At 53.6% G+C, this 20,729-nt stretch carries 12 protein-coding genes; 8 read left to right on the forward strand and 4 right to left on the reverse strand.

The annotated features are described in order from the left end of the window. The first annotated feature begins 745 nt into the window (after positions 1-745). Positions 746-2,131 carry a glycine--tRNA ligase gene (locus tag AC58P5_RS24600; RefSeq protein WP_497391341.1) on the forward strand — a complete coding sequence of 462 codons (1,386 nt, stop codon included), beginning with the start codon at positions 746-748 and terminating at the stop codon, positions 2,129-2,131. Between the two features lie 156 nt (positions 2,132-2,287). Here AC58P5_RS24600 and AC58P5_RS24605 read toward each other — a convergent pair whose 3' ends face one another. Then, positions 2,288-4,432, reverse strand: coding sequence for a methyl-accepting chemotaxis protein (locus AC58P5_RS24605; RefSeq protein ID WP_497391343.1), 2,145 nt, complete (start codon positions 4,430-4,432; stop codon positions 2,288-2,290). Between the two features lie 179 nt (positions 4,433-4,611). On the opposite strand from AC58P5_RS24605, the gene AC58P5_RS24610 reads away from it, so the two are divergent. The 6 genes from AC58P5_RS24610 (at position 4,612) to AC58P5_RS24635 (ending at position 12,750) form a co-directional block, all read left to right on the forward strand. Continuing rightward, positions 4,612-7,833 (forward strand): FG-GAP-like repeat-containing protein, encoded by a 3,222-nt coding sequence (locus AC58P5_RS24610; protein WP_497391345.1) that lies wholly within the window; start codon positions 4,612-4,614, stop codon positions 7,831-7,833. 121 nt (positions 7,834-7,954) lie between these two features. Continuing rightward, entirely contained in the window at positions 7,955-8,206 is a 252-nt protein-coding gene (locus AC58P5_RS24615) for an acyl carrier protein (protein ID WP_497391347.1), read from the forward strand. Between the two features lie 4 nt (positions 8,207-8,210). Then, a complete protein-coding gene (locus tag AC58P5_RS24620) occupies positions 8,211-9,404 on the forward strand; it encodes a class-II aminoacyl-tRNA synthetase family protein (RefSeq protein ID WP_454234674.1) in 1,194 nt (397 codons plus the stop codon). Between the two features lie 11 nt (positions 9,405-9,415). Next, positions 9,416-10,321 (forward strand): hypothetical protein, encoded by a 906-nt coding sequence (locus AC58P5_RS24625; protein ID WP_497391349.1) that lies wholly within the window; start codon positions 9,416-9,418, stop codon positions 10,319-10,321. A gap of 154 nt (positions 10,322-10,475) precedes the next feature. After that, a complete protein-coding gene (locus AC58P5_RS24630; protein ID WP_497391351.1) occupies positions 10,476-11,627 on the forward strand; it encodes an MBOAT family O-acyltransferase in 1,152 nt (383 codons plus the stop codon). Between the two features lie 154 nt (positions 11,628-11,781). After that, entirely contained in the window at positions 11,782-12,750 is a 969-nt protein-coding gene (locus AC58P5_RS24635; RefSeq protein ID WP_497391353.1) for a sugar phosphate isomerase/epimerase family protein, read from the forward strand. A 106-nt stretch (positions 12,751-12,856) separates the two neighbouring features. Here the strand turns inward: AC58P5_RS24635 and AC58P5_RS24640 are convergent, their stop codons facing one another. Beyond that, positions 12,857-13,057, reverse strand: coding sequence for a DUF2759 family protein (locus AC58P5_RS24640; RefSeq protein ID WP_497391355.1), 201 nt, complete (start codon positions 13,055-13,057; stop codon positions 12,857-12,859). Positions 13,058-13,361: 304 nt separating this feature from the next. Between AC58P5_RS24640 and AC58P5_RS24645 the strand changes: the two genes are divergently transcribed. Beyond that, positions 13,362-14,978 carry a nitrite/sulfite reductase gene (locus AC58P5_RS24645; protein WP_497391357.1) on the forward strand — a complete coding sequence of 539 codons (1,617 nt, stop codon included), beginning with the start codon at positions 13,362-13,364 and terminating at the stop codon, positions 14,976-14,978. 259 nt (positions 14,979-15,237) lie between these two features. Here the strand turns inward: AC58P5_RS24645 and uvrA are convergent, their stop codons facing one another. Together uvrA and uvrB are read right to left on the reverse strand one after the other, a co-directional pair. Beyond that, positions 15,238-18,129: an excinuclease ABC subunit UvrA gene (gene uvrA / locus AC58P5_RS24650; RefSeq protein WP_497391359.1), complete on the reverse strand. Its 2,892-nt coding sequence runs from the start codon at positions 18,127-18,129 to the stop codon at positions 15,238-15,240. Between the two features lie 467 nt (positions 18,130-18,596). After that, positions 18,597-20,594, reverse strand: coding sequence for an excinuclease ABC subunit UvrB (uvrB, locus tag AC58P5_RS24655; RefSeq protein WP_497391361.1), 1,998 nt, complete (start codon positions 20,592-20,594; stop codon positions 18,597-18,599). Positions 20,595-20,729 lie beyond the last annotated feature (135 nt).

A 20,729-nucleotide genomic window follows, 5' to 3' on the forward strand; every position in this document is an offset into this window, starting at 1 on the left:
CGGGCACAGCCGTTTCCTTGACTGTCTTTCGTATCTTGCTCGTCAGCGTCGTTCTTTCGTTTATCTCCTCCTCCGAGTCTCTGCAAAAGTTAAATGGCTTTAACTTTACAGGCTGCAAAATGTGCATCTGCGGATGCATGCGTCCGGGTCATTTTTATAGCCGCAGTTCTCTTAATACCTAAACAGTTCGACTCTCAATATTTTTTTCCTTCCTTTTCCATAAAAATATTTTGCGTCACGGCTGCGCATCTGCCGCATTGATTTTTTTGCACAACTTAGGTAAACTATTCCCAACTGCATACGATGCGGCCGTGAAGGACCAATAGTACCTGAATTTCCTTCGAATCAGCGATCCGGGAATGGTGGAAGCCCGGGCAAGGAACCAGCGAAACGGCAGTCCGGAGCCGCGTGCGGAAAGAAAGGGGATGCGCCAGCCAGGCGCCATTCACCGCAATCCGATTTTTTGTCCGATGAGCAGCATGTCGGATGGACACGGAATGACGGGGAACGGCGGATATCCGGGCGAGCATCAACTAGGGTGGAACCGCGGGTGCTCAAGCTCTCGTCCCTAGGCATATCGGATGCCTGTGGGATTGGGGGCTTTTTCGATTGGGCGGCGGAAGGCTCCGTACGGATCTGTGGAGTCTGCCCAGCCGGAAATTCCCATAACCCGGGCAGCGATCAGGCGATTTGGCTTGCATCATGTTTTATCCCATTCCCGAAATACGCAAAGGAGCGAAAAAAAATGAGTGTCAACATGGATCAGATCGTAGCTCTGGCCAAGCACAGAGGTTTTATTTTCCCGGGTTCCGAAATTTACGGCGGCCTGGCCAACACGTGGGATTACGGCCCTCTCGGCGTAGAACTGAAAAACAACGTGAAACGAGCCTGGTGGAAAAAATTCGTCCAGGAGTCTCCGTACAACGTCGGTTTGGACGCGGCTATCCTGATGAACCCGCAAGCTTGGGTCGCATCCGGCCACGTCGGCAACTTCAACGACCCGATGATCGACTGCAAGCAGTGCAAAGCCCGCCACCGCGCGGATAAAATCATCGAAAACGCTCTGGATGCCAAAGGCATCGAGCTCGTGGTGGACGGCCTGTCCTTCGACCAGATGAAAGCGCTGATGGACGAGCACGAAATCGCCTGTCCGGATTGCGGCAGCCGCGACTTCACGGACATTCGCCAGTTCAACCTGATGTTCAAAACGTTCCAGGGCGTAACGGAGTCCAGCTCCAACGTCGTTTACATGCGTCCGGAAACCGCGCAGGGTATTTTCGTTAACTTCAAGAACGTACAGCGCACCATGCGCAAAAAGCTTCCGTTCGGTATCGGCCAGATCGGCAAAAGCTTCCGGAACGAAATCACGCCGGGCAACTTCACCTTCCGTACGCGCGAGTTTGAACAGATGGAGCTTGAATTTTTCTGCAAACCGGGCGAGGACATGAAATGGTTCGAATACTGGCGCGCATACTGCCGCGACTGGCTCTTGAACCTCGGCGTGAAAGAAGCCAGCATCCGTCTCCGCGACCACTCCGATGACGAGCTGTCCCACTACAGCAACGCCACAACGGACATCGAATACCGCTTCCCGTTCGGCTGGGGCGAACTATGGGGTATCGCCGACCGCACCGATTACGACCTGAAGCAGCATATGGAACATTCCGGCGAAGATTTCAACTACGTGGATCAGGAAGCGGGCAACGAGAAATATGTGCCGTACTGCATCGAGCCTTCGCTCGGCGCCGACCGCGTCACGCTTGCCTTCTTGATCGACGCTTTCGAAGATCAGAAGCTGGAAGGCGACGACAGCCGTACCGTGCTTCACCTTCACCCGGCGCTCGCTCCTTTCAAAGCGGCTATTTTCCCGCTTTCGAAGAAGCTGTCCGAAGGCGCGCAGGCGATCTTCTCCGACCTGGCCAAGAGCTTCATGGTCGATTACGACGACACAGGCTCCATCGGCAAGCGTTACCGCCGTCACGATGAAATCGGCACACCGTTCTGTATCACGTACGACTTCGAGTCCGAGCAGGACGGCCAAGTTACCGTGCGCGACCGCGACACGATGGAACAAACCCGGATGCCGATCAGCGAGCTGAAGGCATTCATCGAAAGCAAAGTTCAGTTCTAAGTCAGCATGAGCTGATTAAAAAGCCCCTTATGGAGCGGGACAGCCGGAATCTAAAGGCTGCTCTCCGCCCCGCAAGGGGCTTACTACATGAAAAGCCCGGTCACCGCAGGAATCTGCGTCGGCCGGGCTTTTTGCTATGCGGTTAACGATCCGGTTCTACACCTTGAACTTCGACAGCGAATCGCTCAAATGGCTGGATACGTCTTCCAACTGCCCAGACAGGCGTACCAGCCCTTCGCTCACGCTCTGCTGCTCGCTGCTGAGGGAAGCGACTTCCTCGCTTGTCGCGGAAGACTGTTCCGCAACGGCGCTAACGTTGGTCATCGCATCGGCAAGCGTCAGCTGGGACTCGTTCAGCTCGTTGATGGAAGTCGAGACCTCATCCAACTGGATGAGCAGGTTGTCCATCTCGTTTTTCACGGAGGAGAACATCTGGTTAGCCTCTTTCACCGATTCCGTCTGTTCGCGGAACAGCGGGTAAGCGGCCGACAGCGCTTCTACCGTAGCGTCCATCTCGCGCTGAATTTCTTCGGTGATCTGGGCTACGTTGACGATGGATTCTCTGGATTGGTCCGCCAGGTTGCGGATCTCTCCCGCAACGACCATGAACCCCTTGCCCGCCGCTCCGGCGCGCGCCGCTTCAATACTCGCGTTCAACGACAAAATATTCGTCTGCGCGGTGATTTTCGTAAGCACATCCAGAATTTTGCGGATGGAGCTGGTGCTCTGCTTGAGCGTATCGACCCGGTCTACGAGAGAGTGGGTCATCTGCTCGCTCTGCAGGGTTTTCTGCGTCAGTTCATCCATCTGCTCGATGCCCCGCTCACTCATCTGCTGCACTTCCGAAGTGGCGATAGACATCCGGATGTTTTTCTCGATCACGTATTTCATCTGCTCGGAAATTTTGGAAGTCAGATCGTTTCCGTTCTCGGCCGCAACCGCCAGGCTTGTCGCCCCTCCGGCGATATCTTCCGTAGCCGTCGCGATTTCACGCGCCGAAAGCGCGGTTTTCTTGGAAGCGTCCGTAAGTTCCCGCGCCGTTTCGAGCACGCTGTCCGCCGAACGGTTCGTCTGGTTGACGAGATCTGTGATTTTGCTCATCATGCCGTTAAAGCTCTTGCCCACTTGACCGATTTCATCCTGACGCTGGGTGAAAAGAGTGCGCACCGCCAGGTTGCCCTTCTCCCCTTCGTTCATCAGGTGGCCCAGCTCGACCAGCGGCTTGCCGATCATGCGGCTCATCAGCCAGCCGACCACGACCGCAAGCAGGGCGGAAATAAACGCCACCAAGACGGTCAGCGCGAAAATGTCGCTCGCTTTTTCCGTGATTTCATCCAGCGGTGCGAAGCCGTAAATGAGCCAGCCCGTCTGTTTGCTTTTTGTATAAACGATCAGATTCTCTTCGCCGTCGACGTCCGCCTTCGTGCGTCCCTGATCCTGCAGCTGGCCTTCCAGTTTAATCTGTGGCGCCTGGCCGATATGGTCGGCTTTCTCGGTCACCATCAGCTGCTGCTTTGTATTCATCGCTTCGATCCTGCCCGTCTGGCCGACGCGGATGCTGGAAAGCTGGTTATACAGATAGTCCGTTTTGATCTCCAGCAGAACCATATAGTTCCCTTGTCCGTAATCGTTCTTCATTACACGCGCGACACCGAATGTAGGGAAGGAAAGCTGTGTAAAGTAGCCATTGATTTTCGAATCGAACCAGACGGCCTTGCCGTCCCCGTCCTTCACGTTCTTAATGAGGGCGGCATTCTCTTGAATCAGCTTTTCCTGACCGTAGCCGGTAGGAACCCCTTTTTCCGTGACCGGAATAACGTAAATACCCGCCAGATTCTCGTCCGTTTGCGAGTATTTCTTGAGGTTGCTGTCCAGATTCATCCGGGCGATGGCGATATCCGAGTCGGAAATGTTCGGACGTGCCAGCTGATCCACCGAAGCTCCGACCGTTTTGTCGATCATGATATCCAGCGACATCTTCTCATAAGTCCGGAAAAGAAAATCGAGCTTCTCCCCCGTCTGGATTACGGTCTGCTGGGCCGCCTTCGACACCTCTTCTTCCACTACGTTTCTGGATGTCCAGTAAGACAGCGTTCCCACAATCAGAACGGCGATCAGAATGCTGAGAAAAAAGATGACGAACAGCTTCGTTCCTACGGCTTTCAGCGCGGGAACCGAATTCCCTCCTGCTCCCGGGCCGGAAGGGCTGCCCGCCGCATTCTTGGCCGGGGCAAGGTTTTTTATCTTTCGGGCCGCGCTCTGCCAACCTCCGGCTACTTTCTCACTCCACTTGTTACTCATAGCAACTCTCCATTTGTCAGAATGATTTTGGATTGTAAATATTCACCTTTTGTATATATCGGCGCCCGGGGTTTTAATTATGAACCTATTTTTCGGCAAAAATTTTTCGGATTCGACGAATGCGCGGAACCGCGGCGCAGCCGCCCCCAAAGTTAACAAACGGAGGGAGAAGTGCTATAATGGCAAGGATCATATACAAAAATCGAGGGATGAATTTGTCGAAAAAACGAACCGCCATAGCGGTATTTTGTCTGGCCGCCCTTCTTCTGGCAGTCGGAGCGGCAGCCTTCCTCACCGGGAAGAAGGAGCAGGTCCGCCTCTTGTACGCTACCGGCGGCGATCGCTATGATACGGCGGCATTCGAACAGTTCCGGCAGTCGCTGGCGGCGAATCTGGAGCTAGAACGGAAACCGATGGATGGAGTGTCGGCCCGCAAGCTGCAATCGTACGATGCGGTCGTGCCGGACCCGGAGCTCGCAAACATACCCGACAACGGATACATCCAGAAGCTCCAGGACTATGTGCAAAACGGAGGGCATTTGCTTCTCGACAATGCGTTCGCAAGCAAGTTTCCCGCCGATTTTCTGGGAGCCTATCAGACGCAGCTTATAGCGCCGCCGCAGGCCAAACCGCAGTTTCAGTATCCGGCCGTCCCGGTGAACGCACAAGGCATGCAGGAAGTCATCAAACTTTTCAGCGATAATTTCTTCAAACGCGAGACGATGGACAATCTTCCGGGCTTCTATTGGGGCTACGGCCTTGACCCTTCAACGGCGCAGCCGCTGGTTACGCTGAACGGACAAGCGCTCGTCGCCGTCAATAAAGTCGGCAAAGGAACGGTTCTTCTGAGCAGCACCTTCCTGCCTAACCGGTACTTTATTACAGGATACGATCTTCAAAGCGGCATGGACCCCGCGCAGGGGTTCGGCAGTCTGGCCGCCAAATACGATCAGCAGCGGAGCCTGAAGCCGGGCACCGCCTATTTCGACAAGAAAGACCTGAAGCTGGAGCCCTACTTCCACTTCGCTTTCTCGGCAGCCAACGCCCAGTTCCGCACGGAATTTGTCTCTTACGTGTCCAAGGAAACCTTCGGGTACAGCGTGACCAAAGTACTCGGGCCTTACGGACGTCCGGCCATGTCCTACCAGAACCATTTCGAGGCCATGCCGGCGTTCAAGGACAAGGAAGCGATCCAATGGGCGGAGCTGACGAAGAAGTACAATCAGATCCCGTCCTTCTCGCTGGTCCGCTCCGCCTTCTACTGGGGTCAGTGGAAAGAGAGCGTCTCCGTCCACCTGAACGGCGGATCGAACGAGAAGCCGCAGTTCAGCGGGGAATCGCCCGCTTCGTACTACAGCAGCGGCATGCATCTGCAGTCCGAGGAAGGCGCCGTACGCCTGGCGGAATACCCGGACTACAAATCGCTGGCCGACCCCGTAGAAGGTCCGCACCGGCTCGTACCGGCGTTTGCGGATATCAACGGGGACGGGAAGGAAGACCTACTCGCCGGCAGCAGCGACGGATACGTCTACGTGTATCCGAACCTCGGGCCGAAGCCCGGGGCTTACGAGCGCGATCCCGCGCCGGGCGGCCTCAACTTGCCGGATGTGTACGGCAAGCCCGAGAAGCTGCTGCTGGCAAACGGCCAGCCGCTCAAGACCGGTCCGCATGCTTCCGTGCATGCGGTGGACTGGAACGCCGACGGGAAGATTGATCTTCTCGTCAGCGATGCCACCGGGGCCGTGCAGATCGCGCTCGGCCAAGGCGGCGGGCGGTTCGCACCGCTAACCGCCCTGCAGGACCCGTCCGGGCCCATCAAGGTGCCCGGACCGGCTCTCGCCGCCGCAGGAGACCTCGGCGGCCAAGGCTTTCCGGACCTGGTCGTCGGAGACGCCGACGGCAAGGTCCGGGTGTACCGCGCGCCGCAGGCAGGCGCGCTGCGCCTCTCCGCCGGCGCCGTAGTCGCGGACGTCGGCGCCAAGTACGCCGCGCCGTCCGTCCGTGACATGGACGGCGACGGCCGGGCGGACCTCGTTGTCGGCAGCAACGAGGGAGATCTGCGCGTGTTCCGCCAGGAAAACGGCGGAACCTTCACCCCCCAGGGAAGCGTTAACGGCGCCTCGCTGAATCAGATGGGCACGAACGCCCTGGTCGGCGGGCACAACTCCGTGCCGGTATGGCACGACGTGAATCACGACGGCGTGGTAGACCTGATCGTCGGACAGCTGGAGTTCGGCTCCCCGGTTCCGGTCGATTCGCCGGCTTTCCCTTACAAGGCGGAACTGCAGGAGTTCCTGCAGTATACGAAGCAGAATCACCTCGAATTGTATCCGCACATTTACGTGCACAACTTCGTCAGCGACGCCCAGGAGAAGCAGGAGATCGCCCTGCACAAGCAGGCGTTTGAGAAGCTCGGTCTCCCCTGGACAATGCCCGGGACGAACCAGCACACCTGGCGGATCAACTTCCCGGACCGTCTCCAGACGCTCCGCAACGAGAACGAGCAGGGAATTTGGTTCAACTTCGGCTTTACGCCGTCTCATACGCCTACGGAGCCCCGGCTCGGTACGGATTACATCTGGGGGCTTCCTTTCCTGTTGACGAAAGACAAGACCGGCAGCGATCAGCCCATGCTGATTTACTCGCCGGCTCCGGTGCTTCGCAAAACGGGTGAAAGCTCTACGGTCGATATTTACGACTCTTATGTTAAACGCGATATGCCCATTGATTACTTCGAACACATTGAGTATCATTTCCCTGCCCGTGTGGGGGAATTGGAGGATTTTGCTTCCTTCCTCGATGACATTCGGAATCAATACGATTATAACTTTATGACGGAAACCCAAATGGCCCGTTCCTTCCTGACAACTCTTAAAACGCAGGTTACCGTGAAGCGTACCTGGGCCGACTATATCATGGACGAAGTGAAAGACCGGATTTCCGGCAAAGGCCTTCATCTGTCTCTCACGATAGAAGCGGATACGTCCGCCGTGCCGAAACAGGCGGCCGAATACGCCAATACGCCGGGCGTCGTCGTGGAAAAAGGCGAGAAGTACGCGCCTTATTCCCTTGCCGCCAAGTCCGACGTATACACGGAGCGCAGCGGCAAGCTGTATCTCGGCCTTGCCCGCGATGCGCAGCTTCATATCGGCAAGCCTGCCGGGGAAGCTCACATTGTCCGTGCCAATGTGCCTTTCGAGCTGGATACCCGTGAGAGCGGCACCTGGAAGCTCGATCTGCAGGCGGCCGGACTGCAGCAGATCAAAATCTACAGCCCGGGCGGGCTGACGATCCCGGGAAATCCCGCCGATATCAAGCTTGAGCAGGATGCGGCGACCGGCATGTATACACTTACACGTTACGGAGACAAGACGACCGTCAACCTGTCTCTGACCAAATAAAAGGATCGGCCGGGTTACGCCCCCCGATCCCGTGTGCAGCCGGTGCCTGCCGTCCCGACGGCCCATCCGGCTGTACGCCTTCTTTACACAAACCTATTCTACCTGGGAGGCCCGACTGACAATGGAAGAAATCATTAAGCAGCTGGAAGAACACATCAGAAGCCGCTATGAGATTGAAGAAGACGACGAGGATTTCGGCGTAGACGTTCATCTGTTCGATTACGGCTTTATCGACTCGATGGGTGCCACGGCACTGATCGCTCATATCGAGCAAACGTACGGCATTCAAGTGACCAATCAGGATCTGATGCTGTATCCGATGAACACCGTTCGCGAGATCGCCCAATTCATTTCCACGAAAACCGGGAGGTAACACCATGGAATGCAAAATATCGCTGGAACGGCTTTCCGAAAGCCAGCACGGACAGGTTAAATACGCATCCGCTTTCGTGGATGAGCACATTCAGGAAATTTCCCTGGAAGACGGACATCTCCGGATTGTCCATACGTCCCCGAACGGCGACGAAGCGATCCGCGAACGCGTAGAGCGTCTTATCGAACGCTTCTCCAAGGGCGACTTCGGTTTTAAAGAAAACGTCCTGTTCCGCAACGAGGTTTCCGTTCCATACAGCGGCGACATTATCCGCGAACTCGTGGAAAGCAAAAGCATTAAGGTGCTGGAGCCGGGCCTGTTTATTTTCCGCGAGCCGTTCTCCTCTCTTATGCGTTTTCTCGACTATTCGTTCGTAACGAAGATCGCGAACCGCTTCCAGGTGAAAGAAGAGTCTTACCCTGCCGTGATTCACTCGGAAACCTTGAACAAAACGAATCACTTCACTTCTTTTCCGGAGCATATCCACTTCCTCACGCATCTGCGCGAAGATTTGGACGTGATCGAATCCTTCTCCGACTCAATCCGTGCTACCGGCGGCTGGAAGGACGAGCTTCCGCTTGATCTGAACGCCACCATGCCGAAGCCTAAATTTACGATGAACCCGTCCACCTGCTATCACTGCTATGAAGGCCTGCAGGGAGAGACTCTCGAAGGAGACGGAATCGTTGTAACGGCTGTCGCGAAGTGTCACCGTTTCGAGTCCAAGAACCATACCGATTTCGGCCGTCTGCTCGATTTCTCGATGCGGGAAATTATTTTTGTGGGAAAACCGGATTTCGTGAAGGAAAACCGTCTGAAATCCATCGAATATATTAAAGAGCTTGCCGTAGAGTGGGAAGTCGACAGCCTGCTTGAAATTGCGAACGATCCGTTTTTCACCAACGATTTTCAGGTAAAGGCGTCCTTCCAGCGCAATCAGGAGATGAAATATGAACTGCGTTTGACGATTCCGTACCTGGACAAGTCCATCGCCTGCAGTTCCGTCAACTTCCACAGCAACACTTTCGGCAACGCTTTCGACATCAAAGTAGGCAAACGTGCCGCCGTTACCGGCTGCGTAGGATTCGGCATCGAGCGCTGGGCGTTTGCATTCCTCGCTCAATACGGCATGGATGAGGCCGACTGGCCGGCGTCTTTCCGTGAGCAGTACCATGCTTGGCAACAAAAATCCCTATAAAGAGTGATCGTGTGAACATACTCGCTTTTTTCAAGAAGAACAGCTTCGTCTTGGGGCTGCTTCTTATTTTTGTGGTCGCTGAAGCTCTCGTCATGTGGTGGAACCCTCTGGAGACAAGCCGCCGGTTCGGCAAAGACGACTTTACGAAGACGCTCTATCATCACGACTGGTCGCGCACAGGAGCCGTATTTTACGGCAATTCCTCCGTGACAGGGGCGTATATCGAGGAGAAGTCGGCAGCCAAGCTGGTTGAAATGGGCTTATCCTACGGGAAGCTGACGGATTTGCAGCAAATTCTTCAGCGCGGATTATACACCGTAAAAGATGAACTGGTGATCGGCATCGATGTGCATACGCTGCTGGACAAGATGGAAACCGACTACCGGTTCCCGTGGAACAAGCCTTGGTACAAGCCGTACGTATACGCGTACCGGGCCGACTTCCTGGATGCGGGCAAAGAACTGGTCCGCAATCTGGCTTTTCAGGGAAGTCTCGCTTATGAGCCCCGCTGGATCGACAAGGAATTGTATCACGGGTATGCTGCAGAAGAGGCGATGACCAAGAGCTGGGCCCGGTACGAGAAGGATTACAACTGGATGACGCTCAAGGACATGGGGGACAATCTGGACGCGCTCCAGTGGGTACTGGATTACAGCCGGGAAAAAGGGATTCCGCTCCGCGTCGTTTGGATGCCGTTCCGTCAGGATCACGTGAAGCCTCCTTACACCGCTGCCATGAAGCAGGAAGTGAATGCGCGTCTTAAGGCCGCGGACGTTCCCGTGCTTGATCTGATGGACCGTTACGCGCCCAAGTACTTTCACGACCTCGTCCACCTTAACCGGGAGGAAGGGGCTCCCTTGTTTACGAAGGAGGTTGACGAATGGCTTCTTTCTTTAAGAAAACCTTCGAAGTCCTGATTTATGTAGCCATGCTTTACCTGGTACTTGTTTATTTTACCGGACAAGGTTTGTTTATTTACGAAGGGTTTTAGCCCCTTGCTCACCCCTGGGGCTTAACCTGTCCGCTTATGTATCGCCCCACTCATTCTCCGTCCGTTGAAGGAGTCCTGTTATGTTTTATTTGAACATGAACGCGCTGCTCGCCATGTGCGGCATGGTGTTCGTGCTGATGGCGACGAGAAAATGGCCGCAGAACAAACGCATCCTGATGCTGCTGTTCAATCTCGGCTTTCTTTTTCTGTGGAGCGGCAAACTGTTTGCGTTCTATATCGCCTATACGCTGCTTAATTATATTTTCTTCGTCTATCTGTGCCGTACGCCCGTCTGGCGGAAATTCGCGTTCGCGCTGTTTATTCTCGCCAATATAGGCGCCGTCGTCCTGTTTCATATGCTGGGCAAGCAGGACTCCACTTCACTCCTGGCAGACGGCGTGATGACACTCGGCATCATGTTCAACGTGCTAAAAATCATCGATGCGCTGTATTTCGCTTATTTCTTCGGTAAGGATGGCCAAGCCAAGGCTATCGACTATGTGAACTACATTTTGTTCGTTCCCACATTTACCTCCGGGCCGATCTTAAAGTTCCGGGACTTCATGGCCGATGTAAAAGTGCCGTACAATGTGGATGCGCCCCAGTTTGAGGCGGGTGTGAAGCGGATTATATTGGGCCTCTTCAAAAAAGTCGTCGTGGTCGTCTGGATGACCGATCTGTTCAACAAAGTGATGGACCAGGAGCTTCATACCCATCAGAGCCTCTTTTTGATGATCTGGTTTTATCTGATGATTTACATGGATTTCTCGGGCTACTCGGATATTGCCGTCGGCTTCGGCCGTCTGATGGGCTTCACGATTCCCGAAAACTTCAAGAAACCGTTCCTCTCTCCCACCCTCACCCAGTTCTGGCGTAATTGGCATGCGACCTTGGGGGATTGGTTCCGCGATCATATTTTCATTTTCTTTTCCCGCAAAACGCCATCCAAGCTCATGACCGCCGGACTGTCGATTTTCATTATGACGCTGATGGGACTGTGGCACGGCTTCTCGTGGCTGTTTCTGATCTACGGGGTTTATCATGGGGTCATTATCGCGATTGAGAATCTGCTCGGCAAGACGACCGTCATCCGCAGAAAGGTTTCCAAGCCTTACTTCTATATGCGATGCCTCCTGACCCAGGCTCTTGTCGTCGCTGCCATTATCATTAATTTGAATAACCCCGACGTGGTCTTGCGCGTCTACAAAGGTCTTTTCCATCTCCCCTTCTAACGGAAGGCAGGTGGGAAGACCTTTTTGTTTTACGGAAAAGCAAGCCGGTTTTCCCTGACTGGAACTTGTTACGGCTGTGCGCTTCATTTCCCGGCAAAGCGGTGATATAATAAGTGTACGCGCGTTCTTTTTAAAATTCGTGGAGGTGTACAAAATGAAGCTAGGCGTATTTGCCGTCCTTTTCGGACAAAAACCTCTAGAAGAAGCACTCGATTACATTGCAGAAAAAGGCCTTGAAGCCGTTGAAATCGGTACCGGCGGTTACCCGGGCAACGCTCACTGCAAGCCCGAAGAACTGCTTGCCGACGAAAGCAAGCTAAAGGCATTTAAACATGCGTTCGATTCCCGCGGCCTGACGATTTCCGCACTCAGCTGTCACGGTAACCCGCTTCATCCTCAAAAGGCGGTAGCCAAACAGTTCCACGATGATTTTATCCGTACGCTCGAACTGGCTGAAAAGCTTGAAATCCCTGTCGTAAACGGATTTTCCGGCTGCCCGGGCGATCACGAGGATGCCAAATATCCGAACTGGCCCGTAGCTCCTTGGCCGAACGATTTCCAGGAGATTCTCGACTGGCAGTGGACGAATAAAGTCATCCCTTACTGGACCGAAACCGGTAAATTCGCTTCGGACCGCGGCGTGAAAATTGCCCTTGAACTGCACGGCGGTTTCTCCGTTCATACTCCGGGCACCCTGCTCCGTCTGCGTGAAGCAGCCGGCGAGGTGATTGGTGCGAACCTGGATCCGAGCCACATGTGGTGGCAGGGGATCGACCCGGTTCAAGCTGTGCAAATTCTCGGCCGTGAAAATGCGATCCATCATTTCCATGCCAAGGATACCTCGATCGACCCGATCAACGTGAACAAGCACGGTATCACGGATATGCAGTCTTACTCGCTTATGCTGGATCGCGCTTGGCAGTTCCGTACTGTCGGCTACGGCCACGATATGAAGACATGGGCGGATATCATCAGCGCTCTGCGTCTGGTCGGTTACGATTATGTCGTGAGCATCGAGCACGAAGACGGCCTGATGTCGGTCAACGAAGGCTTCACGAAAGCCGTCGAGAACCTGCAGCAGATTCTTATCAAAGAACCGCTTGGCGACATGTGGTGGGTATAAGAATTTCGTAGAAGACAACTACTGAGTTAAAAACAAAAAGAAAAGCCTCTTATCGGGAGATAAGGGGCTTTTCTTCATGCGCTGCATATTTGTAAGCGGCAGCTTGTTACCAGCCTTTGATCATGACGAAATCCATGAAAAGGAACACAATCAAGCTAACCAACGCAAATGCGATCGCGAAAACGTTTTTTCTTTTGGCCGCGAACAGACGGACCAAACCGATTGCGATCAGGATCGTAAAAATGATCACAAATGGATCGAATCCGGAAAAACTAGATGCTTGTGCTGCCTCTTCTGCAAATAACATTGTGAGAGACCTCCTTCATTTATCCAACCAGGTAACTTAACGAAATAGCCTTTTACCCTCTATGTTAGCTCTATCGGGGTCAAGATGCAAGGCCCTAGTCTTGATGTTAACAAGTTTGTCACGATTTATTCATTTCTATGAATAGGGAGGTAATTATAAACAAAACCTCTCCGTTTCATAATAATTGTTTATACCCGCTTTTGCCCTGCACGGATTTACGCCCTGACCTAAATATGATACGATCAACCTATCTATATCACACTTTTTCTATCGGAATTACGTATAAAAAAGGGAGGTCCCACGCATGGCTTATCAACCGATCTGGACTCAAGACACGTCGAAGCTGAACAAGATGGAACTCGTCAAGCTTCAAAAAGACGGACTCGATGTGATTCGTACCATTATTGAAAAGTATGCTCTGGAAGGATACGATTCCATTCCTGAAGATGATATGAATTTATTCAAATGGGCCGGTGTTTATCAGCAAAAGCCCAAGGACGGCCATTTTATGATGCGCGTCCGCATCAACTCCGGCGTATTGACCAGCGCTCAAGCTCGTGCACTCGCCGGCATTGCGGAAGATTACGGACGGAATCTGGTCGACGTCACCACGCGTCAGGCGATCCAGTTCCACTGGTTGACCGTTGAGAACCTCCCCGACATCTTTAAAAGACTGGAAGAAGTCGGCCTTTATTCTTATGAAGCTTGCGGCGACTGCCCGCGTACGATTGTCGGCAATCCGCTGGCAGGTATCGATCCCGATGAGCTTATGGACACGACTGCCCTGGTAAATGAAGTAAACGATTTCTTCCTGATGAACAAAGATTTCTCCAACCTGCCGCGTAAATATAAAATGTCGATTTCCAGCAACGTCAATAACTCCGCTCATGCTGAAATTAACTGCCTCGGTTTTACACCGGCCGTTAAAGTTATTGACGGAGAAGAAGTGCTCGGCTTCCACGCCTGGGTCGGCGGCGGTCTTTCCGCCAAGCCCCATCTCGCCAAGCAGCTTGACCTCTTCGTGCGTCCGGAAGAAGTGCTGAAAGTCGCCACCGCGGTAACGGTTATTTTCCGTGACTTCGGCTATCGCGAGAAGCGCCATCATGCGCGCCTGAAGTTTCTCGTGGCCGATTGGGGCCCGGAGAAATTCCTGGAGAAGCTCATCGAGCTGGTCGGACCTATGCCAACCCGCGGAGAGGAGAAGGTCGCCGGCTGGACAGCAGCTTATTTTGACGGCGTTCACCCCCAAAAGCAGGAAGGCTACAGCTACATCGGCTTAAACGTGCCGGTAGGCCGTCTCAATGCGGAAGAGCTGCGCGAGCTGGCCCGCATCTCGGACCAGTACGGCCAGGGCACGATCCGCACGACCATGTCCCAGAACATCATTCTGTCCGATATCCCGAATGACCGGGTGGACGATGTTCTCCAGGAAACCGTGCTGCAGCGTCTGACGCCGTTCCCGAAACGTTTCATGAGCCGGACGGTATCCTGCACAGGCAACGAATTCTGCAACCTGGCGATCGTAGAAACCAAGGAACGCGCGCGTCGCGTTGCCGAGTACCTGGACGCCAATGTGGATTTGGACGAAGAAGTCCGCATCCACTTCATCGGCTGCCCGAACGCCTGCGGCCAGAAGCAAATCGCGGACATCGGCTTGCAGGGCACGCTCGTTAAAACACCGGATGGCCCGGTAGATGCGTTCGATATCGCGGTCGGCGGCATCCTCGGTCCCGGCGCCCAGTTTAACACCGGGCTGAAAGGCCGTGTCAAAGGGGACGATGTAGGTCCGGTCCTTGCCGAGCTTATCCGTTTCTACAAGGAAAACCGCAGCCCCGAGGAAACGTTCCATCAGTTTTTCCTTCGTGTAGGAGCGCCGGCATTCCAGGCGAAATTGACGGAAATCCTTACGGTAGCTTCTTAATTCAACAGGGTAGGAATGAACTGATTACGGGTGCAGTTATCGACCACTTCATTCCATAGACTCGTACAGGGCTTTCATGAATGAACCACATATATTCTTAAAGGAACTACAGAACCGGGCGGGATTGCCTTAAGCGATCCCGCCCGTTTTTTCACCGAACCGGACTCAAAGAAGCAGGAACAAAGCGATGCCCGCTTTAATTCCTGCTTCTTTTTTGCTGCAAATTTCTGGTTTCGCCAGAACAGAAATAGTTCTTCCCTTAACTTACCGCATCCTCCAGCAATTCCTTCGCACGCTCGGCATAGTCGTCCGAACGCTTGCGGTCGCGGTCCAGTATCGGCTTGAGATACTGGCCGGTATAGGAGCCTTCTACCTTGACGACGGCTTCCGGTGTACCGGCCGCGACGATTTCGCCGCCGCGGCTGCCTCCCTCTGGGCCCAAGTCGATCAAATAGTCGGCTGTCTTGATTACATCGAGGTTATGCTCAATAACCAGAACCGAATCACCGTTCTCAACTAAACGGTGAAGCACCTTCAGCAGACGGTCGATATCATGAATATGCAGACCCGTAGTCGGCTCATCCAGGATATAGATCGTCTTGCCTGTACTCCGGCGATAAAGTTCTGCCGACAGCTTCACACGCTGGGCTTCCCCGCCGGACAAGGTCGTCCCGGGCTGTCCGAGCTTCATGTAACCTAAGCCTACATCCAGTAGGGTATAAAGCTTGCGGTGAATCCGCGGTATATTTTCAAAGAATTCGCAGGCATCTTCTATCGTCATATCCAGGATATCGGAGATGCTTTTCCCCTTATAGTTGACTTCGAGCGTTTCACGATTGTACCGTTTGCCTTTGCAGATTTCACACGGTACATAAACGTCCGGAAGGAAATGCATCTCGATCTTGATGATCCCGTCGCCTCTGCATGCCTCGCAGCGTCCGCCCTTCACGTTAAAACTGAAACGGCCCTTCTTATAGCCGCGGATCTTCGCTTCCGTCGTGGAAGCGAAGAGATCACGGACATCGTCGAAGACCCCTGTATAGGTTGCCGGGTTGGAACGGGGAGTACGGCCGATGGGCGATTGGTCGATATCAATCACCTTGTCCACGTGCTCCAGACCTTTCATTTCCCGGTACACGCCCGGGCGAACTTTGGCTTTGTTAAGATCGCGTGCCAGTGTCTTGTACAGGATCTCATTAATAAGGGTACTTTTACCCGAACCCGATACGCCCGTTACGCACGTAAATACACCCAGCGGGAATTTCACGCTTACGTTGCGCAGGTTATTTTCCTTGGCTCCTTTAATCTCGAGCCATTTCCCGTTCGGCTTGCGCCGCTCCGCCGGAATCGGAATGAATTTTTTACCGCTCAAATACTGGCCTGTCAGGGAATTGTCATTGTTCATGATCTCTTCCGGCGTACCTTGAGCGATGATTTGTCCGCCGTGAATACCCGCACCCGGCCCGATATCGATAATATAATCGGATGCCATCATGGTGTCTTCGTCATGTTCCACAACGATCAGCGTGTTACCCAGATTTCTCATATGTTCCAGCGTCTGAATGAGGCGCGTATTGTCACGCTGGTGGAGACCGATACTCGGCTCGTCCAGAATGTAGAGGACTCCCATCAGCGAGGAACCGATTTGGGTAGCAAGCCGGATACGCTGGGCCTCTCCCCCGGATAACGTTCCCGCTGCCCGGTGCAGGGTCAAGTAATCCAGCCCTACGTTTACAAGAAATCCTAGGCGCGCTTTGATTTCTTTAAGAATCAGGTGGGCAATGGTCCGCTCTTTCTCGGACAGCCCTCCGTCAAGATCCTCAAACCAGTTCTGAGCGTCTCCGATGGAAAGCTCTGTCGCATGGGAAATGTTGGTTCCCCCTACCGTTACGGCAAGGGTTTCCGGTTTAAGACGCTGGCCTTTACATTTCGGACATGGCTTGGAGCTCATGTACGCCTCAATGTGTTCCCGGATTCCATCCGAGAAAGTGTCGCGGTAACGGCGCTCCAAATTCCGTACAATGCCCTCAAACGGCACGTAAGCGTCCTTGACGGTTCCGAACTCATTCTGATAACGGAAGCGGACACGCTGCCCGTCTGTGCCGTACAGAATGATTTTGAACTGCTCCTGGGTCAGTTCCGACACCGGAACATCCATCGGAATCTGATAATGGTTGCAAACGGCCGCCAGGAATTGTGGGTAGTATGTGGATGTGCTTCCCGCCCAAGCTTCAAAAGCACCTTGGTTGATCGCCTTGTTCGGGTCCGACACCAGAAGGTCCGGATCAACAATCATCTGGCTGCCGAGACCGTCACACTCCGGGCAGGCTCCGAACGGACTGTTAAAGGAAAACATACGCGGAGACAATTCATCAATGCTGAACCCGCACACCGGACAGGCAAGATTCTGGCTGAAGAGCAGTTCTTCCTGGTCGATAATATCGACGATAATGCGGCCTTCGGACAGCTTCAGCGCCGTTTCCAAGGAATCTGCCAACCGGCTTTGAATATCGTCTTTAACGACGATACGGTCAACAACGACTTCAATGCTGTGCTTCTTGTTCTTCTCCAGCGTAATCTTATCGGAGAGATCCATGATTTCTCCGTTAACACGCACGCGGACGAAACCCTGCTTCTGAATATCGGCCAACAGCTTGGTGTGCTCGCCTTTCCGACCGGAAACAAGCGGAGCCAAAATTTGAAGCTTCGTCCGTTCCGGATATTCCATCACCCGGTCGACCATTTGTTCGACGGTCTGGGACGTAATTTCGATGCCATGCACGGGACAGTGCGGTTTCCCGATGCGCGCAAAGAGAAGACGCAAGTAATCGTAAATCTCCGTAACGGTTCCAACCGTAGAACGGGGATTCCGGCTGGTCGTCTTCTGATCGATCGAGATCGCCGGCGAAAGTCCCTCGATGGAGTCGACGTCCGGCTTGTCCATTTGACCTAAAAATTGCCGCGCATAAGCAGACAGCGATTCAACGTAACGGCGCTGTCCTTCCGCATAAATGGTATCGAAGGCCAGGGACGATTTCCCGGAACCGCTGAGTCCCGTAAGCACGACGAACTTATCGCGCGGAATGGTCACATCAATGTTTTTCAGGTTGTGTGCCCGTGCCCCTTTAATGACTATGTTTTCTCTGGCCACTTTGTACGTACACCCTCTCTATTCGCAGGCATCCCAGTCCTTATCCCCGGAACATCTGAAACACTCTCCGGATCTGAGGTTGAGCTTCCTGTTATTAATCTCATCTCTTGTACTCCACACGCTACAAAACCCTGCCCGTCTGCCGGTTCCGCACTCTACGGACCGACTCTTCGAATATAGCAGACCAGCTTCACACCCAAAAGATATCTATGAACAAAACCCGTTCGTCCAGCTGTCGCTTGGACGCGGGTCCCATTAAATATGATTCCAAAACGTATATACGTCAATATATACGATAATCTATCAATCGTGCAACTGTCATCCCCAATTATAAGGGTACAGGTACTCTATTTACCACACTTGCCTCGTTTATTACCAGTTATGCCCGTCTTTGGCCGGATATAAGCAGACAGACAGGCAGGATCGATTTCTGTTCTCCTGCCTGTCTGTGCTGCAGCCTTGCTATCCTAACCTTCCGCTTTCAGTTCAAGAAGAGCATCGCGCAATTCCGCAGCTCTTTCAAACTGCAAACTCTTCGCCGCATCTTTCATCTCTGCCTCAAGACGTTCGATTACCGCAGCGCGATCTTTCTTGGACATCTTGCCTGTCTTCACTTCTGCCAGATATTCGGTCTTCTCCTCGGCGACCTTCGTCGCCTCGATTACGTCGCGAATCTTCTTGGCAATGGTTTGCGGGGTTATCCCGTGCTTTATATTGTGGGCTTCCTGTATGGTCCGGCGGCGTTCGGTTTCCTTAATCGCCTTATCCATGGAATCCGTAATTTTATCGCCGTACATAATAACGCGTCCATCCGAATTCCGGGCCGCCCGGCCGATCGTCTGGATCAGCGAACGTTCCGCGCGGAGGAAGCCTTCTTTGTCGGCATCCAGAATAGCCACGAGCGAAACTTCCGGCAGATCAAGCCCCTCTCTGAGCAGGTTGATTCCCACAAGAACGTGGAAGGTACCGAGCCGCAGATCGCGGAGGATTTGCATCCTCTCCAAAGTCTTGATATCGGAGTGCAGATAACGTACCTTGATGCCGATTTCCTTGAAGTAATCCGTTAGATCCTCGGACATCTTCTTCGTGAGGGTCGTCACGAGAACCCGCTCGTCCTTAGCGATCCGGTCATGAATCTCACCGATGAGATCATCGATCTGACCTTTGGTCGGCCTCACTTCAATGATCGGGTCAAGCAATCCGGTCGGGCGGATAATCTGCTGGACCATCTCCGGACAGTGTTCCAGCTCGTATGGCCCCGGCGTTGCCGAGATATAAACAATCTGATTCACTTTGCGTTCGAACTCCTCGAACTGCAGAGGACGGTTATCCAGTGCGGACGGCAGACGGAATCCGTGATCGACCAGAACTTCCTTGCGCGCCCGGTCCCCGTTGTACATCGCCCGGATCTGGGGCAGCGTCACGTGGGACTCGTCGACCATCACCAGCATATCGTCAGGGAAATAATCGAGAAGCGTGTACGGCGTCGCTCCGCGTTCGCGGAAAGTCAGCGGTCCCGAATAGTTCTCGATCCCCGAGCAGAAGCCCATCTCCGCCATCATTTCGATATCATACCGCGTTCTCTGCTCCAGTCTCTGCGCTTCGAGCAGCTTGCCCTGGCCGCGCAGCTCTTCCAGCCGCTCCTCCAGCTCTCGCTCGATGTTCACCAGCGCGCGCTTCATCGTATCTTCTTTCGTTACGAAGTGAGACGCCGGGAAAATCGCGATATGGTCGCGCTCGCCCAGAATCTCGCCCGTTAGCACGTCGATTTCGGTGATCCGCTCGATCTCGTCCCCGAACAGTTCCACACGGACGGCCTGTTCACTGCGGGATGCCGGGAAAATCTCAATAACATCGCCACGGACACGGAACGTGCCGCGCACGAAGTTCATATCGTTGCGCTGATATTGGATGTCCACAAGCCGGTGAAGAATCTCGTTGCGGGACTTCTCCATTCCGGTGCGCAGCGACAGCAGAAGCGAGCTGTATTCCGCAGGCGAACCGAGACCGTAAATACACGACACGCTCGCTATGATAATAACGTCTCTGCGTTCAAACAAAGAACTCGTCGCCGAATGGCGGAGCTTATCGATTTCTTCATTGATGCTGGAGTCTTTCTCAATATACGTATCCGAAGAAGCTATATAAGCCTCCGGCTGATAGTAATCGTAGTAGCTGACGAAATAAGACACAGCGTTGTTCGGGAAAAATTCCTGGAACTCGCTGCAAAGCTGAGCCGCCAAGGTCTTATTGTGCGCAATAATAAGGGTCGGACGGTTTAGCTGGGCAATGACCTGAGCCGCCGTAAACGTCTTCCCCGTACCCGTCGCGCCCAAAAGCGTCTGGTGTCTCGTCCCGTTCTGTATGCTCTTGACGAGCTCCCGGATCGCAGCAGGCTGGTCTCCCTGAGGAGAGAAATCCGATACGAGTTCAAACTTGTTCGTGCTCTTGATTATTTCACTCAAAATTTATCACCCACCGTCAGGTAGTCAAATTTAAAAGCACGCGGCGGCTTGCACCCCGCATGCCTGTCTTAATACCTATAAACTTTTACCCGTCTTGCTCCGATATAGAACCTATATACTTACCTACAACGGAGA

It is taken from the genome of Paenibacillus sp. JT31N7, assembly GCF_059692095.1.